Annotated in this window: 16 protein-coding genes and 1 tRNA gene; 9 read left to right on the forward strand and 8 right to left on the reverse strand. The window is 36.0% G+C overall.

What is annotated here, in order from left to right; all coding sequences use genetic code 11:
• Nucleotides 1-209 precede the first annotated feature (209 nt).
• Complete coding sequence (locus tag ACS5PU_RS08230; protein WP_439458807.1) at nt 210-701, reverse strand: OB-fold protein; 492 nt, start codon at nt 699-701, stop codon at nt 210-212.
• Nucleotides 702-1,146: 445 nt separating this feature from the next.
• On the opposite strand from ACS5PU_RS08230, the gene ACS5PU_RS08235 reads away from it, so the two are divergent.
• The 3 genes from ACS5PU_RS08235 to ACS5PU_RS08245 all read left to right on the forward strand — a co-directional run bounded on the left by ACS5PU_RS08235 (nt 1,147) and on the right by ACS5PU_RS08245 (nt 4,111).
• Nucleotides 1,147-2,238, forward strand: coding sequence for a hypothetical protein (locus ACS5PU_RS08235; RefSeq protein ID WP_439458808.1), 1,092 nt, complete (start codon nt 1,147-1,149; stop codon nt 2,236-2,238).
• Between the two features lie 69 nt (nt 2,239-2,307).
• A complete protein-coding gene (locus tag ACS5PU_RS08240; protein ID WP_439458809.1) occupies nt 2,308-3,492 on the forward strand; it encodes a tyrosine-type recombinase/integrase in 1,185 nt (394 codons plus the stop codon).
• Nucleotides 3,493-3,568: 76 nt separating this feature from the next.
• Entirely contained in the window at nt 3,569-4,111 is a 543-nt protein-coding gene (locus tag ACS5PU_RS08245; protein ID WP_439458810.1) for a helix-turn-helix transcriptional regulator, read from the forward strand.
• 686 nt (nt 4,112-4,797) lie between these two features.
• On the opposite strand, the gene ACS5PU_RS08250 is transcribed toward ACS5PU_RS08245, so the two are convergent.
• From ACS5PU_RS08250 to ACS5PU_RS08260, 3 genes are all read right to left on the reverse strand, one after another.
• Entirely contained in the window at nt 4,798-6,099 is a 1,302-nt protein-coding gene (locus tag ACS5PU_RS08250) for a hypothetical protein (protein ID WP_439458811.1), read from the reverse strand.
• Nucleotides 6,092-7,147, reverse strand: coding sequence for a hypothetical protein (locus ACS5PU_RS08255; protein ID WP_439458812.1), 1,056 nt, complete (start codon nt 7,145-7,147; stop codon nt 6,092-6,094). The genes ACS5PU_RS08250 and ACS5PU_RS08255 overlap by 8 nt, the downstream gene beginning before the upstream one ends.
• Before the next feature lie 315 nt (nt 7,148-7,462).
• Nucleotides 7,463-8,383: a hypothetical protein gene (locus ACS5PU_RS08260; RefSeq protein WP_439458813.1), complete on the reverse strand. Its 921-nt coding sequence runs from the start codon at nt 8,381-8,383 to the stop codon at nt 7,463-7,465.
• A gap of 226 nt (nt 8,384-8,609) precedes the next feature.
• Here ACS5PU_RS08260 and ACS5PU_RS08265 point away from each other — a divergent pair, with 226 nt between their 5' ends.
• The 4 genes from ACS5PU_RS08265 (at nt 8,610) to ACS5PU_RS08280 (ending at nt 10,386) form a co-directional block, all read left to right on the forward strand.
• Entirely contained in the window at nt 8,610-8,951 is a 342-nt protein-coding gene (locus tag ACS5PU_RS08265) for a helix-turn-helix transcriptional regulator (protein ID WP_439458814.1), read from the forward strand.
• A gap of 4 nt (nt 8,952-8,955) precedes the next feature.
• A complete protein-coding gene (locus tag ACS5PU_RS08270; RefSeq protein WP_439458815.1) occupies nt 8,956-9,459 on the forward strand; it encodes an ImmA/IrrE family metallo-endopeptidase in 504 nt (167 codons plus the stop codon).
• 89 nt (nt 9,460-9,548) lie between these two features.
• On the forward strand, nt 9,549-10,031 hold the full coding sequence (locus ACS5PU_RS08275) for a Panacea domain-containing protein (protein WP_439458816.1): 483 nt from the start codon (nt 9,549-9,551) through the stop codon (nt 10,029-10,031).
• A 16-nt stretch (nt 10,032-10,047) separates the two neighbouring features.
• Nucleotides 10,048-10,386 carry a hypothetical protein gene (locus ACS5PU_RS08280; protein WP_439458817.1) on the forward strand — a complete coding sequence of 113 codons (339 nt, stop codon included), beginning with the start codon at nt 10,048-10,050 and terminating at the stop codon, nt 10,384-10,386.
• Nucleotides 10,387-10,671: 285 nt separating this feature from the next.
• Here the strand turns inward: ACS5PU_RS08280 and ACS5PU_RS08285 are convergent.
• Nucleotides 10,672-10,743, reverse strand: a tRNA-Arg gene (locus ACS5PU_RS08285).
• A 200-nt stretch (nt 10,744-10,943) separates the two neighbouring features.
• A complete protein-coding gene (metG, locus tag ACS5PU_RS08290; protein ID WP_439458818.1) occupies nt 10,944-13,052 on the reverse strand; it encodes a methionine--tRNA ligase in 2,109 nt (702 codons plus the stop codon).
• Between the two features lie 40 nt (nt 13,053-13,092).
• Between metG and ACS5PU_RS08295 the strand changes: the two genes are divergently transcribed.
• Together ACS5PU_RS08295 and ACS5PU_RS08300 are read left to right on the forward strand one after the other, a co-directional pair.
• Nucleotides 13,093-13,992: a S66 peptidase family protein gene (locus ACS5PU_RS08295; protein ID WP_439458819.1), complete on the forward strand. Its 900-nt coding sequence runs from the start codon at nt 13,093-13,095 to the stop codon at nt 13,990-13,992.
• A 1-nt stretch (nt 13,993) separates the two neighbouring features.
• A complete protein-coding gene (locus ACS5PU_RS08300; RefSeq protein WP_439458820.1) occupies nt 13,994-14,401 on the forward strand; it encodes a DoxX family protein in 408 nt (135 codons plus the stop codon).
• A 155-nt stretch (nt 14,402-14,556) separates the two neighbouring features.
• On the opposite strand, the gene ACS5PU_RS08305 is transcribed toward ACS5PU_RS08300, so the two are convergent.
• Nucleotides 14,557-15,090: a hypothetical protein gene (locus ACS5PU_RS08305; RefSeq protein ID WP_439458821.1), complete on the reverse strand. Its 534-nt coding sequence runs from the start codon at nt 15,088-15,090 to the stop codon at nt 14,557-14,559.
• Between the two features lie 9 nt (nt 15,091-15,099).
• The gene (locus ACS5PU_RS08310) at nt 15,100-16,587 is read right to left on the reverse strand and encodes a RagB/SusD family nutrient uptake outer membrane protein (RefSeq protein WP_439458822.1); all 1,488 of its coding nucleotides are present in this window, start codon (nt 16,585-16,587) and stop codon (nt 15,100-15,102) included.
• Between the last annotated feature and the right edge of the window lie 9 nt (nt 16,588-16,596).

Genomic DNA, 16,596 nt, shown 5'->3' on the forward strand with positions numbered 1-16,596 from the left:
AGCTAACAACTGCCAAAACACAACCCTAAAGTTTTTATTCCAATCAATACTTTTTGCACAATCTTTACAGACTGAACGAGTTCCATAATGCGAGCTAGTGCCGAACGTTATTGTCTTGCCATAATTTACTCTCTTTGATTTCCCTGTGTGCACTTCTCGGCGAAAGTTAGCGTAAGAATTGCCACATATATAACATGAAGCCATATCTGTTATTGAATAATATGACACTTATAAAAGCTCATTGAGCTCTCTGATGATGAAAAATCTGAATAATAGCCCTTAATACGCACTACTTGACCAACTGTAACCTGAGCAACCTCATCAGACCATTTATCTGTGTTTGATGGACAATTACCGCAACTGATATCTTCAAAGGGATTATCAGAAACCCTTATTTTTATATTTGCACATCCCCAATCATTTGTGATCTTCATGATCTGACCCTCAAATTCAATCACTTTATCTTTATGTTTCATATCAAAAGCAACTTTATTTGAAGTGAATTCTCTGTAAAGGCTTTCTGATTGCAAGTATGTACTTCCTGTGTCGATTGGAGCATTATTCTTGTATTCAGCATCGTTAACTGCTGCTCCATTTGGAAATATAATTTTAAAGAAAAAAATAGTAGATACCAGTCCTATTACTATCGCTAAAAGTTTAAAAAGATTGTTGCTTTGCTTTTTTGTGTTTGGAGTTAACATAGATTTTGAGATTTGTCACCATCAGCTCCAAATGGTAGGTTATTTTAACAAACAAGCGTGGAACTAAGCCCGTCCGTTTTCAAGGCCTGCAACAGCCTACTCACAAGACAAAACAAAGCCCACGCTTTACCGTGAGCATTAGTTCTACCATCTTGTGAGTTTTTAAGAGTTGCAGTTCTGAAAACGAGATGTAGCTAACGCTATATTTTAATTACTATATATATTTCTTTTTTATTCTATAAGCATACCTTTTTGTCTGGCTAATCTCGGAATTTAAACTGAAAAGTTGTATAAAATTTTATACAGCATTAAAAATGACAAAATGTCACTGAAAGCAAAAAATGCATCTAGATGCATGTCATTTAAATGTCTTTTTTAATGGGGTGATCTCGTACAAATCTATTTTGATGGTTAAAAATGGTGTGCCATTTGATATCGAGTGCTTATGATAATAGATTTTACTATCGAAAACCTTGCTAGGCTTGGTATCAACGATGAGGATAAGATAATGTTTTTGTGGTTAGCTCATAAATCAGTTGAGGAGCCAATACTAGAATATACGGACTTTGAATTAGCTACAGCATTAAAAAAACATATTACCACTATCAACAGAGGCATCAAAAGACTGTCTAATGCGAATTTGGTGGTTCGGTCAAGATTGAACGGTATTAGGGTTATTGCTCTTAGCGAAAACGCTAACTCTCTTATTATAAATAAAAATAAGATAAATAATTTAAATTATTTATTTATAAAACAAGATAATAGCATAAGTATTAATGATTGTAAAGAAGTAGCAAAGCATATTTGTGATTGTTTCTCTTTCCTTAACACTGAAAAAATGTGTTCGTATTTAATAAGTAGGGCATCAGAAGCAAAGGAGTTTAAAAAAATAAGAACCGCAGTACAACTCAAAGCTGTATTGTATTCAGTAATTAATAAAGCATCTAAAAATGACTTAATTTCAATGGACACAGAGCTTCCCGAGCCAGAATTAGCCTTGAAGAGCATACAAAATACCATATGTATAATATGTGGGCTCGATGGCAGTCAAATAATCACAGAAGTTGAGGAAGAGCAGTGTCGCAGAATTAAACAAAGAGATAGAAACGAAAGGGTACTCAGAAAAGGAATAATAGAAAGTTACAAAGAAAAAACTATTGATATTTCTCAAAACCCGAAAGAATTACAACAAGCTTTTAATAGACGAAAATTAGTTTCTATAACTGCAGAACTACATCAAATGTATAAAAGAGGTAACCCTCCATTTTATAATCTAGTTTTGAAAGACCCACAATCAGGTATGCTGATATATGCCAGTATACTTCAGAAACACATTATAAAAATGGGGGCAAAGTTTAAAGGATATAATGGTTTAATAAAAGTAAGTGGCGAAGTTTATTATAGTTCTTACCATAAGGATACATTTGGAATAAAAAATATAATCCGTAGCATCGATGAGCTTAAACCAGTAGAATTTCTTGAAGAACAGCTCCTGGTGGACACTACACTCCTTGATCCTGATAATGCTCCTTTCTAAAAATATTTATATAATAAAATTTTACTTTTTGTAAAACTCCTTGGATATTTCGACCCAAAAAATCAAAACATGAAAAATACATACCGATTATACCCAGTAATGAGGAAAGATAAAATGCGCTCAGATGGTTCTTGCCCAATTTATCTTTTCTTACGCGTTGGTGGCACAACAGTTAAAATCCCAACTGGGAAAAATGTAATGCCAACAGAGTGGAACTCTAAGGAAAATACCGCCAAATCAAACTCTACTAAAGGAGTGGCTTTATCGGGCTTTTTAAACAAAAGAATTTCAGACTTCAATACCTACATGCTTACCGAAGAAGCAATGGGAAAGGAAATTACACTACAACTTGCCCAAAAATTCTTTGACACAACAGACAAATATGATTTTTATCAGTTTTGGGATTCACAAATTGCTTTGTGGCAGGGCGATAAGAGGTATAACACTTTGAAAACTTATCTCACAGCTTACCGCATTTTGAAAACTATCGCTCCAAAACTAAGCTTTGGGGATTTGAATTATAGTTTTCTAGAAAAGTTTGAGCATCATTTAATCACAGTAAGGAAAAACAGCGTTGGTGGTCGATTCACCAAACATAAGGTTCTAAGATGTATGATTAACCAAGCTATTGCAAAAGGTTACATGAAAGAAAATCCCTACAAAACATTCAAGTTTAAACAGCCTAAAGGAAATAGGATGTTTTTAACGATTGAAGAAATAGAAAAAATAATGAATTACAATCTCCCTGAAAAAAATAACAATTTACAACTGACAAAAGACATGTTTGAGTTTAGCTGCCAAACAGGACTTAGATTTTCAGACGTCACAGATTTGAAATATCAAAACGTAAAATATAATCCCGATAGGATTGAAATTACCATGAATAAAACTTCAAAGCCTATTGTCATTCCGTTACTTACCAAAGCAAAAGAAATACTATTTCGTTATCAGAACCTTTGTATTAAATCAAAAGACACAAAAATCTTCCCATTTATTGCTAATGCTAGTGTCAACAAGAAACTAAAGTCATTGATGACTTTGTGTGGAATTGATAAATATATATCGTTTCACTCAGCGAGGCATTCTTTCGCATCAACACATATACAAGCTGGGACCAATCTTGTGCACTTACAACAGCTTTTAGCTCATGCCAGCATATCTGACACAATGATATATGCCAAAGGTTTACAGGAAGATTTATTTACCTCAATGAATAATCTAAATAACATGTATCAAGCCAAACAAACAGGATGAGCCACTTGATTTTATTCCATGGACAATCACAGCTACATATAAAAAAACTTAAGCATGTAAAACCAATTCGGACAGTATGAAATATTTTTTAAAAAGATGGGGAAATAATAACCCTCAGCAAAAATTACAACAACTAAAGAATCATATCATCTCAATTTATATCAACAAAGACTTAATCGATTTCTTCGAAGAATTAAGTGCTAATATTTTAAAAAAGAATGAAAAAATTTATTACCTAGAATTTTGTAAAAAAATTGTTCTACAGTATAATAGAAAGCCTGATAAACTCCACTACCAAGCTTTTAAGATTGAATATGACCTTTTTTTTCAAGAAATAAAGAATGAACAATGTGCATTAAATCCGAGTATGTGGCTTGAAGCAGAATTGCGTTATTTACGATACATAGAAGGTGATAGCAAACTAAATGTTGGAGATACCTTAATACCAAACATAAACAAAGAATGGTTGACTACTCCAGAAGTGATACAGTGGTTAGGCATTAGCAAAGCTAACTTACACAGAAAAGTAGCGAGTGGATTACCAAAAACTAAAATTGGAAGGCACGTGCGTTTCGCCCCCGAAAAAGTTAGGGAGTGGATAGCTAGCCAAAATAATTGATTTTTAGCCTTTTGAAGCTCCGAAGAGCAACTAATATTCTAGGAGCTGAATAATTAAGCATTCAAATTTATAAGCTTTGTTTTAGCGACAAATTTTAGTACTAAATAGATTTACAGTAAAGTGAAGGACTATTATTAACAGGCATATAGAAATATTGTAAGTTAATGTATTTATGAGGGCAAATAATGGCCAAGGGGCTATTTGAAATAGAACTTAATGTTGGGCATAAGCTTAAGCAGAATCAATTGGTGATAAGTTTGGTTGAGTAACTTCAATCACCAAAAACCAATCGAGCAATAAAGTTTGAAGCTATTTAATTGAATAGCAGCAAGCGCCAAGTTGATTTAGAGCGATGCTAAAAGTCGCAGAATTATTAATTGTTGTTTCAGCTGCCTAATTTTCATATTAAAGATCATATCAGAAAGGAAAAAGAAGAATATAGCACAATATAACTTCCATTAAATTACTTTTTATCACTAAAAATAGAAATTAGGATTAACTCAGAATTAATTATCCCGTTTGAGTGGTGTTTTCGGTGCCGAGGCAATCAATTTCAATTTAATCCACGTAAGTTCCAAGTCTGAACTTATCGTCGCGCTCAGGCGAGATAAATTGTTTTTATTTCCACTCATTAGTGACCTTCAAGCAAGTTCTTAATGGCTTTATGGATTTATCATTATTTATCCCTAGTTTTTTAATGATTTATACATTCCCTCACTTAGCCATAATGCAGAATCTTTTTCGGCAACTATACTGTTGTATAATTTCTGATTATCCTTTGGTAATTTATCAAATTTATCCATTCCTAATTGTCTAAGTAGTCTTGAAAACCTCCTAACCTGAGAGTTGGTTCTTAAGTTGGCAAGAACTTCCTTATCAATGTTTAGGCCTTTTTCAAAATAAAATTTCCACCTATCTTCAGGCACCTGACTAAGTTGTTGCTCTGCTATTTCAACAGCATGTGCAGATGTTCCGTAAAAATTACCAATGCAAACTAATAAGTACGCCTGCATACATGCTAAAAAGGCGGGTTTAGGTATTGTCGTTCCTAAATCTGCCAAAGCTCTAACAGCAGCAGGTTCATTATAAAAATTATTAAACGCATAGTGAACCTCTACAACATTTCTTGAGGCTTTAATAAAGGTTGCTGAGCGAAGGCTTTCTGGAACAAAATCAAAACCTCCTACTTTCATCAAAGCTTGTTTTAATCCATTTGAAGCGGTCATGTTATTATCTGAAACAACATCACGATAGGCAAAACCAACGCTCCATTTATCATTCTCATTGAATTTATCCCATATTTTTGGAAGGATGACATTGTAGTTCGCTAAGGCATGCTCAATCTTCGCCCCTTCATCTTTCCTAATAGCATTTAATAAGATAAAACTTACCGTCCTAGCATAGAATAATGGAGAGTTCATTAGCATATCTATAACAGGGTCATTTGGTTTTATATTTTCAGTTAATAGCCTGTCTCTAAAATTAGTGAACTCCATCGCAATTACCATGTCTTGATGGCCAAGGACATATTTTATACTGTTTTTGATGATGTTCATTGCCGAGATAGCATCTATCTCTTCTGATGCTTTGTTTGAAGCATAATGAGATATTAATTCTAAGCTTTGTCTGAGATTTAAACTTGCAGATGAGGAAATAAGGCCAAGTTGCTCGGATAATTGAATAGCTTGATAGTCAGTCAAAACAGTTTCATACGGAGTGCTATCTGATATATCATCCCTACCTAACATTTCACCGATAAACTGCATACCCAAAGAAGCTAACGTCTCCTTGAGCCTTGACGTTGTTTTTCGCCATGCAAATTCAACAGCCATGTCATAGGCCTGCAAATCATTAAATGCAGATATTATTTGGCTTTGCTGTTTTACTGTTAAGCCACTAGCCAATGGAACAATTTGACTGATTGAGTTTAAGTTTGTTGAAATGATAAGTTCATCGGAACCTGACCATATTGCTGGTAAATTACTCATTGATAAAGTTTTTTACTGGGCCATCTTGAGATTTCATCAGCCCGAATTGAAATAGTTGTGATTCTTTAATGTTGAAATAAGTGTGGGTTCTAGCACCCCCATTTATCTCCCCTTTCTGTTCTGGTGTCAAATAATCCTTTCGAACTATTATATGATATCCAATTAATTTGCCAGAATTTGTGAAAACAGTAAGTCCATCACTGTTAAACATAGATTTTATCACTGAGGCATGATGTCTGAGCGCAACTGAATTCTCTCCTGACTTCTCAGATTCAAAAGCACGCAATAAGTCAATGATGTCTATTGGTGATGGCAAATAGATTCCTTCCGGTAATTCATTTTTTAAATTATTGATAGCATCTACGTTATCATCAACTACGCCAATCAGGTTTCCATGCCCATCTTTCAATCCCTCAGATAGAATCTTATTGAAGTAATTTATAGAAACCGTTCTTATACTTTCATCAACATTGGTGCATATAGCTTGAGCTAGGCTGTTAACCTCGTTAAGTGAGACCTCTGCAGGATCATTTAACGATAACGAAATTAGAACTCTAGCCCTAATTCCAATAAGTTCAACAGTTTTAGTACCAATATTTCTTAAATAAGCCACACTATATGCATCAAATCCCTCTGAACCTCTCTCGACCATAGTTTGGTTATATAATGAAGCTGTTGTTTCAGTAATTTCTGCACAAGTCAATCCATAGGTCAGATTTCCACCATCAGTGCTTATATATATTACCCATTCACTTGTACATAATGGAGCACAGTGTTTTATTATTTTTTTAAATGCATTTGGGCTGGCTTCTATAGAACCAATTTCAATTTTTAAATCTGGTACAGTCTCCAAAAGAGATTTTTTATTAATTATTATCACTTCTGGAAAAAGCGCTTTCCCCTCTTCATGATAATCAGAAATCATATTAATTATCTCGAAAATACCATCATTTGTAAATGGTTCATTAGGAAACTTCTCATTATACAGAAAAGCCCCAATTTGAGCTTGTACAGTATCTCTTAAGGAAATTTGAGTTGGAGCGTTCATTTATCTTAATACAGTGACTTCTTCAAAGCTAAAAAAATTAAAATAGCATATTGAAATTTTCAAAAAGAAATATTTTTCATGACTTTGATAAAAATATGTATAGATAAATGTTCAACTGTGGCTGAAAAATGACTAAATTTTATAATATAAGGGTGTTTTTATCGTCGGGACAAACCCTTTTGCCAAACTACGTATAGTTGCCGCCTTTGTGTTCAATGGAGGTGAGAAAATATTGTTTTAATCCTCACATAAGAAAAAAGAGCGACAAGTCTATATTTGACAATGTCGCTCAGATTAATGTTCATATATATGGCCCTACGGATTAATTGCCCTTATTATTTCTTGAGTTGAGATTTCTTCTAGAATACTCATCAGCTCTGTTTCAAAATTTAATATTGACATATCATCACTTGCAATCCACTTTATAGCTTCTTGTTTGGGTGATATACCATTTTCTTTCAAGTATGCTTCGTAATCTTTTTTTCTAACGCCTTTACCTTTATCCTCTGCATCAACAAGAAAAGCATATTCGGTATTATGTTTTACGAAATTTCTAAATCCATATCTCAAGAACCTATTATATGTGCTAATCAGATTACTATCTGTTGAAGAGATTGACTTAGGTATAAATATTATAGGCTTACCATTAAAAACCGGCAATTCATATTTGCCTTTCACCCAACTTGCTTTAGAGGAGTCGAAAATGCTTGATACTTTTACTAAAGTAGTAGGTATTCCATATTTCGCGCATTGTTCCTGAGTATACATAATTAATTGAGGCTTAATAATGCTTACAACAATGTCTGAAATCCTATCAGGTCCAATTTGGGGAATTCCAAAGTAAAGTGTGTTGTATGAAAATTGACCAGTTTTCAATGAGTTTACCACAGATTCTGTATTTTCTTTTATCAAATCCTGTAACACAGAACCGACAGAGTTTCCATGCGGTTTTTTTGTAGAGTATCCAAGCCTAGTTGCATTACATTCGTGCAGGCCTTTAAGAAGCATTTTAGATTCATTGCTCCTCTTAAATAATGCGCTGTGAAAGAATGTATCTAAAAAAGAGTCTAACGATGCTTTCATTTGGGAAGTGAGAGGCGTTTTTAATTTTAAGACCTTATTGTAGTCGACAAAAATCAAATTGTCTTCCTCTAGTTTTACGTCAAGAAAATCGACATCAGCTTGTGACAAACCTAGCTTGTCCAATGCAAAATGAGTTATAATAGTAGTTTTCATTTAAAAGAAGTTTAATTGCTTATATATTAAACTTAGATTTTTCGCTTTCTCCATCACCTCCTTGAGGCTATGGATTATAAATAGTTTATGATTCATGACATAACTATTTCAAATACTATGCCACAATTGCAAACTGGTTTATTATACTTTGCAATGTTTATTTAACAAACATATTGTTTTTGTCGTTAAACTACTTACCTTTGCAGTACCGTATTAGGATTCAATAATGGACTTTAAAACTGCATTAGTAAAGCATATTGGCTCTAAAATCAAGGATGAACGTCTAAAAATCGGACTTAATCAAAATGATTTAGGTGAAAAAATTGGTTTGACTCGGACATCAATTTCCAACATTGAGGCTGGAAGGCAGCAGCCAACTTTAGATATTTTGTATCAAATTTGCTATAATTTAGGAAAGGAGATACATTTTTTCCTACCTACGTATAACGATGTCAGTTCGCTAATTACAACACCTGAGAATACAACTATTGATAAGCTGAAAACAAATAGGCTTTCTGATAGTTCTATAAACACAGTCAAAGACATATTAAATAAATATAAATTATAATAGCATGAGATATATTGAGGAAAAAGCAGAAGATTTATTAAATAAACTCAGATTTAATAAACTGCCTATCGATCCCGAATTATGTGCTAAAAAACTTAATATAAGGGTTGAGGACTCTGAACTTGATGACGACATATCTGGAATATTCGTTGTTGAAGGGGATGAAAGCTATATAATATATAACAGATTCGAAAGCTCTGTAAGACAGCGATTTACAATCGCTCATGAACTTGGTCATTTTATTTTACATAAAAGTTCTGGGGTGTTTGTTGATAGAAAACCTAAAGCACTCTATAGGAATTCCGCTTCAACTACGGGGGAAGTGTTGAAAGAAAGAGAAGCGAATGCTTTTGCCGCTGCTTTATTAATGCCAAAAAGTCTTATTGATAAAGAAATCAAGAAAATTACTGACACTGAAGAAATAGTTGACAAGTTGGCAGACTTATTTGTTGTTAGTAAATCGGCAATGAGCTTCAGGTTGTCGAATTTGGGATATGAATTCTGGTAGGTTTTACTTTGGAGGCCAGATCATTTTCTATTCGATCGTCATTAGAAATGATTAATTACCGATAAACTAATAGTTATAAACAAACCCATATGAACTCTGCAATTAACATAGCAAATTATTTTCTTAAAAAATCTTTTGAAGATGGCATAGATATGAGCCCAATGAAGCTAATTAAATTAGTTTATATCGCTCATGGTTGGTATCTGGGCTTATTTAACTCAGAGTTAATATCAGAACCAACGCAAGCTTGGAAGTATGGCCCAGTTGTTTCATCCGTTTACCAATGGTTTAAAAAATACAAGACCGAAAGGATTTCAAATATTGATTTTCCTAATGAAAACTCAAAAAGCGAATATTATGCCTTGTCCAAAGATTTAGAAATAACGGCATTTTTAGATAAAATTTGGGAGGTTTATAAAAATTATTCGGGAGGACAATTATCTGATCTTACCCACCAACCAAATACACCTTGGTCTAAGACATGGAATGAAAATGGAGGAAGCTTAACATATGGAGCCATTATTCCAAATGAAATGATTAAAGCTCATTATAAGGAAAAGTTCAATCTATAACTAAATATCTCTAGACGTGCCTCAATCCGAACTTCTTGACAAGATAGTTGCGCCAGCAAATATTCCTAGCTCAGATAAAGTTTCCAATGCAAAGGAAGAAAAGGAGTTATTCGACATTACTTCAGAAACCGCTAAATCAAAGCACACAAAGAATTTAACAATATTGTCGATTTGGGTTTTAGGAACAGCAGGACTCCTTTTGCTTTTGATTAGGATTTACCATTTTCTAACTCCAACTTGCTGGCAATGGCTGAATGATTCTCAAATACAGACGCTCGATAAGCTTTTATTTAGCGGAACTTTAGGGAGTATTTTAGGTAAATATAGCGGGTCGATTTTCTCCAAAGAAAAATAATGACTCATTCTGAGCCAATTAATTGTAAAGGGTCGGATTCCAACCACAGCGATGAGAATATTTTCAAAATAAAAGCTTAGCAATAAACAGATCGGAAGACCTCTAAAAAAGGGGAAGTTATAGGGGAAGTAATTATGAAGTTTCATGATTCATTGTGAGCCGAAATGATATTCAGTCAGAATAAAAAACACTTGAATTAAGCAGTTGAGTTTGTCTTTCTGCAAAGATTAAAGCTTCTAATAAACAAAAAAGCATCAACCATTTTCATGATTGATGCTAAGTAAGTAGCCCCGAGCAGAATCGAACTGCTATCTAAAGTTTAGGAAACTTCTATTCTATCCGTTGAACTACGGGGCCAATTTATTTTTGGTACTGCTACCAATTGTGGGGCAAATATAACAAAAGTTTTTAGCTGTAAAAACGAATGTGTACTACCGAAATTAAGTTAGTGAATTGAATAGAGGTTTTATCGCCAATTCACAATTAATTGAACAAACTAGAAACACAAAAGTGCCATAGGGATTACCTTATAGCACTTTTGGATATTTTTAACATAATTACCGGATTGTACTGCCTTCTTTGAACTGATCAACCGGGGCTACAAAAGTAAGCTTACCAGTTGCATCCTCCGCCATGAGTATCATACCTTGCGATAAAATGCCTTTGATCTCCCGCGGTGCCAGGTTAACAATTATACTTACCTGTTTACCTACAATATCTTCAGGCATGTAATATTCGGCGATTCCCGAAACCACAGTACGTTCATCGATACCGGTATTAACCGTTAACTTTAACAGTTTCTTGGTTTTTTCTACCTTTTCGGCAGCAACAATGGTGGCTACACGGATATCGATAGCAGAAAAATCATCAAACTGGATATTATCTTTAGCTGGGGTAGCTACAACCGTGCTCGCAGCGTTGCTGGCTTTGCTCTGGTTCAGTTTCTCAATCTGGAAATCGATTTCGGCATCCTCTATTTTTTCGAACAGCAGCGCAGCCTCACCAATTTGGTGACCGCGTTTTAATAAATTAACACCTCCTGCATCTTCCCAATCATGGCCGCCATTTATCAGCATTTTCATCAGCTTCTCGGCGGTGAATGGTAAAAAGGGTTCGATCAGGATCTGGATATTTGCTGCAATTTGAAGTGCAATGTGCAATATAGTCCTTACCCGGTCTTCATCGGTCTTAATCAACTTCCAAGGCTCCGTTTCAGCCAGGTATTTATTCCCTAAGCGGGCAACATTCATTACTTCTGCCAAAGCCTCCCTAAAGCGGTAATTTTCGATAGAAGCTGATATTTTTGCCGGATATTCTGCCAGTTCATCTATCACCGCCTGATCTACCGGTGTAATATCCATGCAGGTAGGAACCGTGCCGTCAAAATACTTATGGGTAAGTACCACCACACGGTTAACAAAGTTACCCAATATGGCTACCAGCTCGTTGTTGTTTCTAGCCTGAAAATCTTTCCAGGTAAAGTCGTTATCTTTTGTTTCGGGCGCAGTGGCCGTTAATACATAACGCAGTACATCCTGCTTGCCTTCAAACTCCCTTAAGTATTCGTTAAGCCAAACAGCCCAGTTTTTAGAAGTCGATATTTTCTGTCCTTCCAGGTTCAAGAATTCGTTGGCCGGAACATTGTCGGCCAAAGTGTATTCTCCATGTGCCATTAGCATTGCAGGGAAAATAATGCAGTGGAAAACGATGTTATCTTTCCCTATAAAGTGAACCAGTTTGGTTTCGTCGCTTTTCCAGTACTCCTCCCAACCGCATTTATCGTTTTCGTAACTGCTAATGTAGTATTCTTCTGCCTTAGGGTTCCACACATCAAGCTTAGCATAATTACAAAGCTCTTTAGTGGCCGAAATATAGCCGATAGGGGCATCGAACCAAACGTACAGTACTTTACCCTCGGCATCACGCAGGGGCACGCGTACGCCCCAATCTAAATCGCGGGTCATTGCCCTTGGCTGCAAACCGGCATTTAGCCAGCTTTGGCATTGGCCGTAAACATTCGGGCGCCATTCTTTATGGCTTTCTATATATGATCTTAACCGGTCTTCATACTGATCTAATGGCAGGAACCAGTTTTTGGTTTCTTTTAAAATCGGTTTATCACCAGAAAGCGTAGACTTTGGATTGATCAGATCTGTTGCATTGAGGGTAGAACCACAATTTTCGCACTGATCGCCGTAAGCATTTTCGTTACCGCATTTTGGGCAGGTACCTGTAATGTAACGGTCGGCCAGAAACTGCTTTGCGGTTGCATCGTAATATTGCTCGGTAACCTCTTCGGTAAAAACTCCTTTTTTATATAAAGTTTCAAAGAAATCGGCTGCAGTTTGGTGGTGCGTAAGCGATGATGTACGGTGATAAATATCGAATGATACCCCAAACTCTTTAAAAGAATCGCCAATAATTTTATGGTATTTATCTACTACCTCTTGCGGGGTAATCCCTTCTCTTTTGGCTTTTAAAGTAATTGGAACGCCGTTTTCGTCAGATCCGCAGATGAACTTGACGTCGCGTTTATTCGACCTCAAGTAACGGGCATAAATATCAGCAGGGATATAAACACCAGCAAGGTGCCCAATATGAACCGGTCCATTGGTATATGGAAGCGCCGCAGTTACGGTATATCTTTTTATTTTACTATTATCCAAAACAATTTTTATTAATTTGGCAAAGATAAGTGTTTTGAAGATGATTAAGCAGCCCCCGTATTTAAAAAAAGGAGATAAGATTGCCCTGGTTTGCCCGGCGAAGAAATTGCCCAAACCAATTGACCACGCCATTGCGCTTTTGGAACAATGGGGCCTAGAGGTTATTATCGGCGATAGCGTATACGCCAGCCACCACCAGTTTGCCGGAACAGACAAACTGAGAACAAAAGATATCCAAAAATTTTTAGACGATCCGGATATAAAAGCCATTATTTCGGGCAGGGGTGGTTATGGGGCCATCCGCATAATTGATGAGCTTGATTTTACAGCGTTTAACCAAAACCCTAAGTGGTTTGTTGGCTTTAGCGATATTACCGTGCTTCTTTCGCATATTATAGCCCAAAGCCAAACACAGTGCCTGCACGCGCAGATGCCTTATACCTTTGATGATTCGACCGAAGAGGCATTAAGCTCTTTACGCAAAGCCTTATTTGGAGAAAAACAGGAATATACTTACCAAAGCACATTTAAAAATAGGACAGGTGAGGCCAGCGGCATTCTAATTGGTGGTAATTTAACACTATTGGCCATGCTGCAAGGCTCGGTTTCTGAAATGGATTTTACCAATAAAATTCTTTTTCTGGAGGATGTTGGCGAACATGAATACAGTATAGACCGGATGTTGCGGATGTTAAAAAGGGCAGGAAAACTAAAAAATTTAAAGGCCTTGATTGTGGGCGCATTTAATGAAATAACTGAAGAAAAAATTTCTTTCGGTCAAACTGCCGATGAGGTAATATGGGATATTGTTAAAGAATACGATTACCCAGTTTGCTTTAATTTTCCAACGGGGCATATCGAAAACAATCTTTGCATGACATTAGGTGCAGAAGTAACATTAAAAGTAGAAACAAATAACGTTCAGTTTAAATATTTATAAGATGGCGATTTTAGATAATTTAGGAAAATACCGCAATACAGGTTTATTGCTTTTACGCATTGGCATAGGTGTAATGTTTATCATTCACGGTTTCCCCAAACTTGCAGGCGGACCAGATGGCTGGACAGGCCTCGGTGGAAGCATGAAAGTAATTGGCATTAACTTTTTACCCATATTTTGGGGTTTTATGGCCGCCGCTACCGAAACTTTTGGCGGTTTCTTATTAATTGTGGGTTTATTTTACCGTCCGGCCTGCATTTTGCTGGTTTTTACGATGATTGTTGCCGCTTTGGTACATTTTTCAAAAGGCGATGGTTTAGCCGGCGCCAGTCATGCCATAGAACTGGGAATTGTATTTTTTAGTTTGATTTTTATCGGACCTGGAAAATACAGTGTGGATAAGAAATAATGCTCTAGCAGGCCTTTAAATACTACTTTCTATTTCCATATTAAAAGGAATAGCTGAAATATCGTTAAGCTTTTTTCAGCATTTAATGTATAAAACTAAAAAGATCCATCGATAATATCAATGGATCTTTTTGTCATTAATAGATTATTGTAATCTTATCTTCTCAAGGTTACAAAAAACTTGCTAAAATTAGGGTTAGGATTAACGGTACCATTGCTTAATAAATCAATAAATACGGTACGCTGGTCTCCAACAGTTGGTAAGCTGTTCGCGATCACACTTAGCCTAATGTATGCTGATGATGTATTAGGCTGAATAGTTACTTTTCTAATTCCGGCAGGAATGAAAGCGTAATGCGTGCCTTCAACCGCTGTACTGGTGCTTCTCACGGCAAAGTTAACATCAATTGGCGATGCACTTTGCGGGCCAACAAGCTGAACCAAAACGCTATCTGTGCCCCTGGTATTTAAAAATACAGTTCTTGTAGAGTCGGTTTGTGTACCGGCAGCAGTAGAAACACCTTTGGCGGTAAGTACCGTTGATGCCTGACCAAGTGTAAAATTCTTTACTTCCACCACTGTTGGTCCTTTATAAATTAAGGCCGTTTCTGCTTTCTCAGGAAGGCACCCTACTAATATTGTTCCTAGAACAAATGCGCAAATAGGGTAAATCATATATTTTTTTAACATAACTTTCTTTTAATAATTTGGATTTTGTGGCAATGCCGGATTTAAAGAAATTTCGCCTGTAGGTATTGGTGCAAGCAATCTATAATCAGTATAAAGCACTGGTAAAGCAGAACTGGCCTGAGCCGGCTTGGTAATGGTTTTGCCTAAACGCTTAAGATCAAACCACCTGTGGCCTTCAAAGAACAATTCTCTTCTTCTTTCATCCTGGATATAATCAACAATTGCTGAGGTTATAGGAACGCCAACAACTGTAGCATTACGGTTGCTGCGCAGCTGAACAACAAGTGCTGCAGCTTCAGGGTAAAGCCCTTGATTAGCCAATGCCTCTGCTTTCATTAATAAAACATCTGCATAACGCATAACTTTTACGTTATCGGTATAAGCACCGTTAGAGCCTGGATACTTGTTGGCCCAGCGGAAAATCGTTGCGTTAGTTGATGTTCTCGCATTAAAAAGCAATGCTTTTCTATCATCAGCGGTTTCAATCAACGCGTTAAGCTCATTTGATACGGTTTGACCGGCAAAAGTAGCTAGGTTACTGGCATTGGTACCAGTTGGCTGTGTGTAGGTAAATAAACCATCGTTACTTCCAGTAACACCAACTACCTCAACAGATTGCACGTAGTTTATTTCAAATAATGATTCTGGATGCGGAACCTTTTTAAAGTCGTTGGCAGCATTTCCAGCTCCAGATAGTTTGGCAAAAGCAATGGTTGTTGCAAGTGCTTTATCAAACTCCTGAACTGCGGCTGCATCTTTTCCTCCCCAATAGAGGTATACTTTGCCCAAAAGTGCGTGCGCAAAACTTTCGGTAATTCTGTAAGGATTGGTTGGAACTGAAGCACCTAAGCTAGCAAATGTGGTAATTGAAGTCTGCAGATCTTTTTCAATACTGGTATATACCTCTAAAACCGTGGAACGTGGTTTTAAATCAGCTTCTCCTACCTGCTTTGTTGGTAATAACCTTAATACCGCACTCTTATTAAAGTTAGCATTTGTTCCTGTGGTTGGAATCCGGTTTGGCTCATAGCCATAAATCCGGGCAATATCAAAATAAATTAATCCTCTTAGCGCATAAGCTTCTGCTTTTACCCTGGTTTGTAAGGTTACTTTCGCTGTTGGTACACTTGTTAAACCATCAATACCTGCAATAATATTATTCAGTTCATTAATTGCTGCATAAGCATTTCCCCAAATATTATAATGCGCATTTCTGTTATTTAGATTCTGTCCATCATACCTACTTCCCGAAACAGCTGTTGCCGTAAATATATTATCGGCTAAAGCATCGCCCATTAAAGCCATGTCTCTACCGTAATATCCATAAGCCTGTAATCTATCATAAACAGAAATTAACAAAGTTTGGTATCCATCCACATCTTGTAACGCAACTTCGGGTGTAACTTGGTTCTGCGGATTGATCTCTACAATTTTCTTGCATGATGCTGTCGTAATTAACATTACCGCAACAACATATATATATAGTTTATTTTTCATTTCTATTTT

Origin of the sequence: Pedobacter sp. GSP4 (assembly GCF_051857575.1) — a bacterium.
In the GTDB taxonomy this organism is placed as follows: domain Bacteria; phylum Bacteroidota; class Bacteroidia; order Sphingobacteriales; family Sphingobacteriaceae; genus Pedobacter.

Coding starts and splice junctions, on each gene's coding strand:
- ACS5PU_RS08230 (WP_439458807.1), bottom strand. CDS start 701: ATGTTAACTCCAAACACAAAAAAGCAAAGCAACAATCTTTTTAAACTT.
- ACS5PU_RS08235 (WP_439458808.1), top strand. CDS start 1,147: ATGATAATAGATTTTACTATCGAAAACCTTGCTAGGCTTGGTATCAAC.
- ACS5PU_RS08240 (WP_439458809.1), top strand. CDS start 2,308: ATGAAAAATACATACCGATTATACCCAGTAATGAGGAAAGATAAAATG.
- ACS5PU_RS08245 (WP_439458810.1), top strand. CDS start 3,569: ATGAAATATTTTTTAAAAAGATGGGGAAATAATAACCCTCAGCAAAAA.
- ACS5PU_RS08250 (WP_439458811.1), bottom strand. CDS start 6,099: ATGAGTAATTTACCAGCAATATGGTCAGGTTCCGATGAACTTATCATT.
- ACS5PU_RS08255 (WP_439458812.1), bottom strand. CDS start 7,147: ATGAACGCTCCAACTCAAATTTCCTTAAGAGATACTGTACAAGCTCAA.
- ACS5PU_RS08260 (WP_439458813.1), bottom strand. CDS start 8,383: ATGAAAACTACTATTATAACTCATTTTGCATTGGACAAGCTAGGTTTG.
- ACS5PU_RS08265 (WP_439458814.1), top strand. CDS start 8,610: ATGGACTTTAAAACTGCATTAGTAAAGCATATTGGCTCTAAAATCAAG.
- ACS5PU_RS08270 (WP_439458815.1), top strand. CDS start 8,956: ATGAGATATATTGAGGAAAAAGCAGAAGATTTATTAAATAAACTCAGA.
- ACS5PU_RS08275 (WP_439458816.1), top strand. CDS start 9,549: ATGAACTCTGCAATTAACATAGCAAATTATTTTCTTAAAAAATCTTTT.
- ACS5PU_RS08295 (WP_439458819.1), top strand. CDS start 13,093: ATGATTAAGCAGCCCCCGTATTTAAAAAAAGGAGATAAGATTGCCCTG.
- ACS5PU_RS08300 (WP_439458820.1), top strand. CDS start 13,994: ATGGCGATTTTAGATAATTTAGGAAAATACCGCAATACAGGTTTATTG.
- ACS5PU_RS08305 (WP_439458821.1), bottom strand. CDS start 15,090: ATGTTAAAAAAATATATGATTTACCCTATTTGCGCATTTGTTCTAGGA.
- ACS5PU_RS08310 (WP_439458822.1), bottom strand. CDS start 16,587: ATGAAAAATAAACTATATATATATGTTGTTGCGGTAATGTTAATTACG.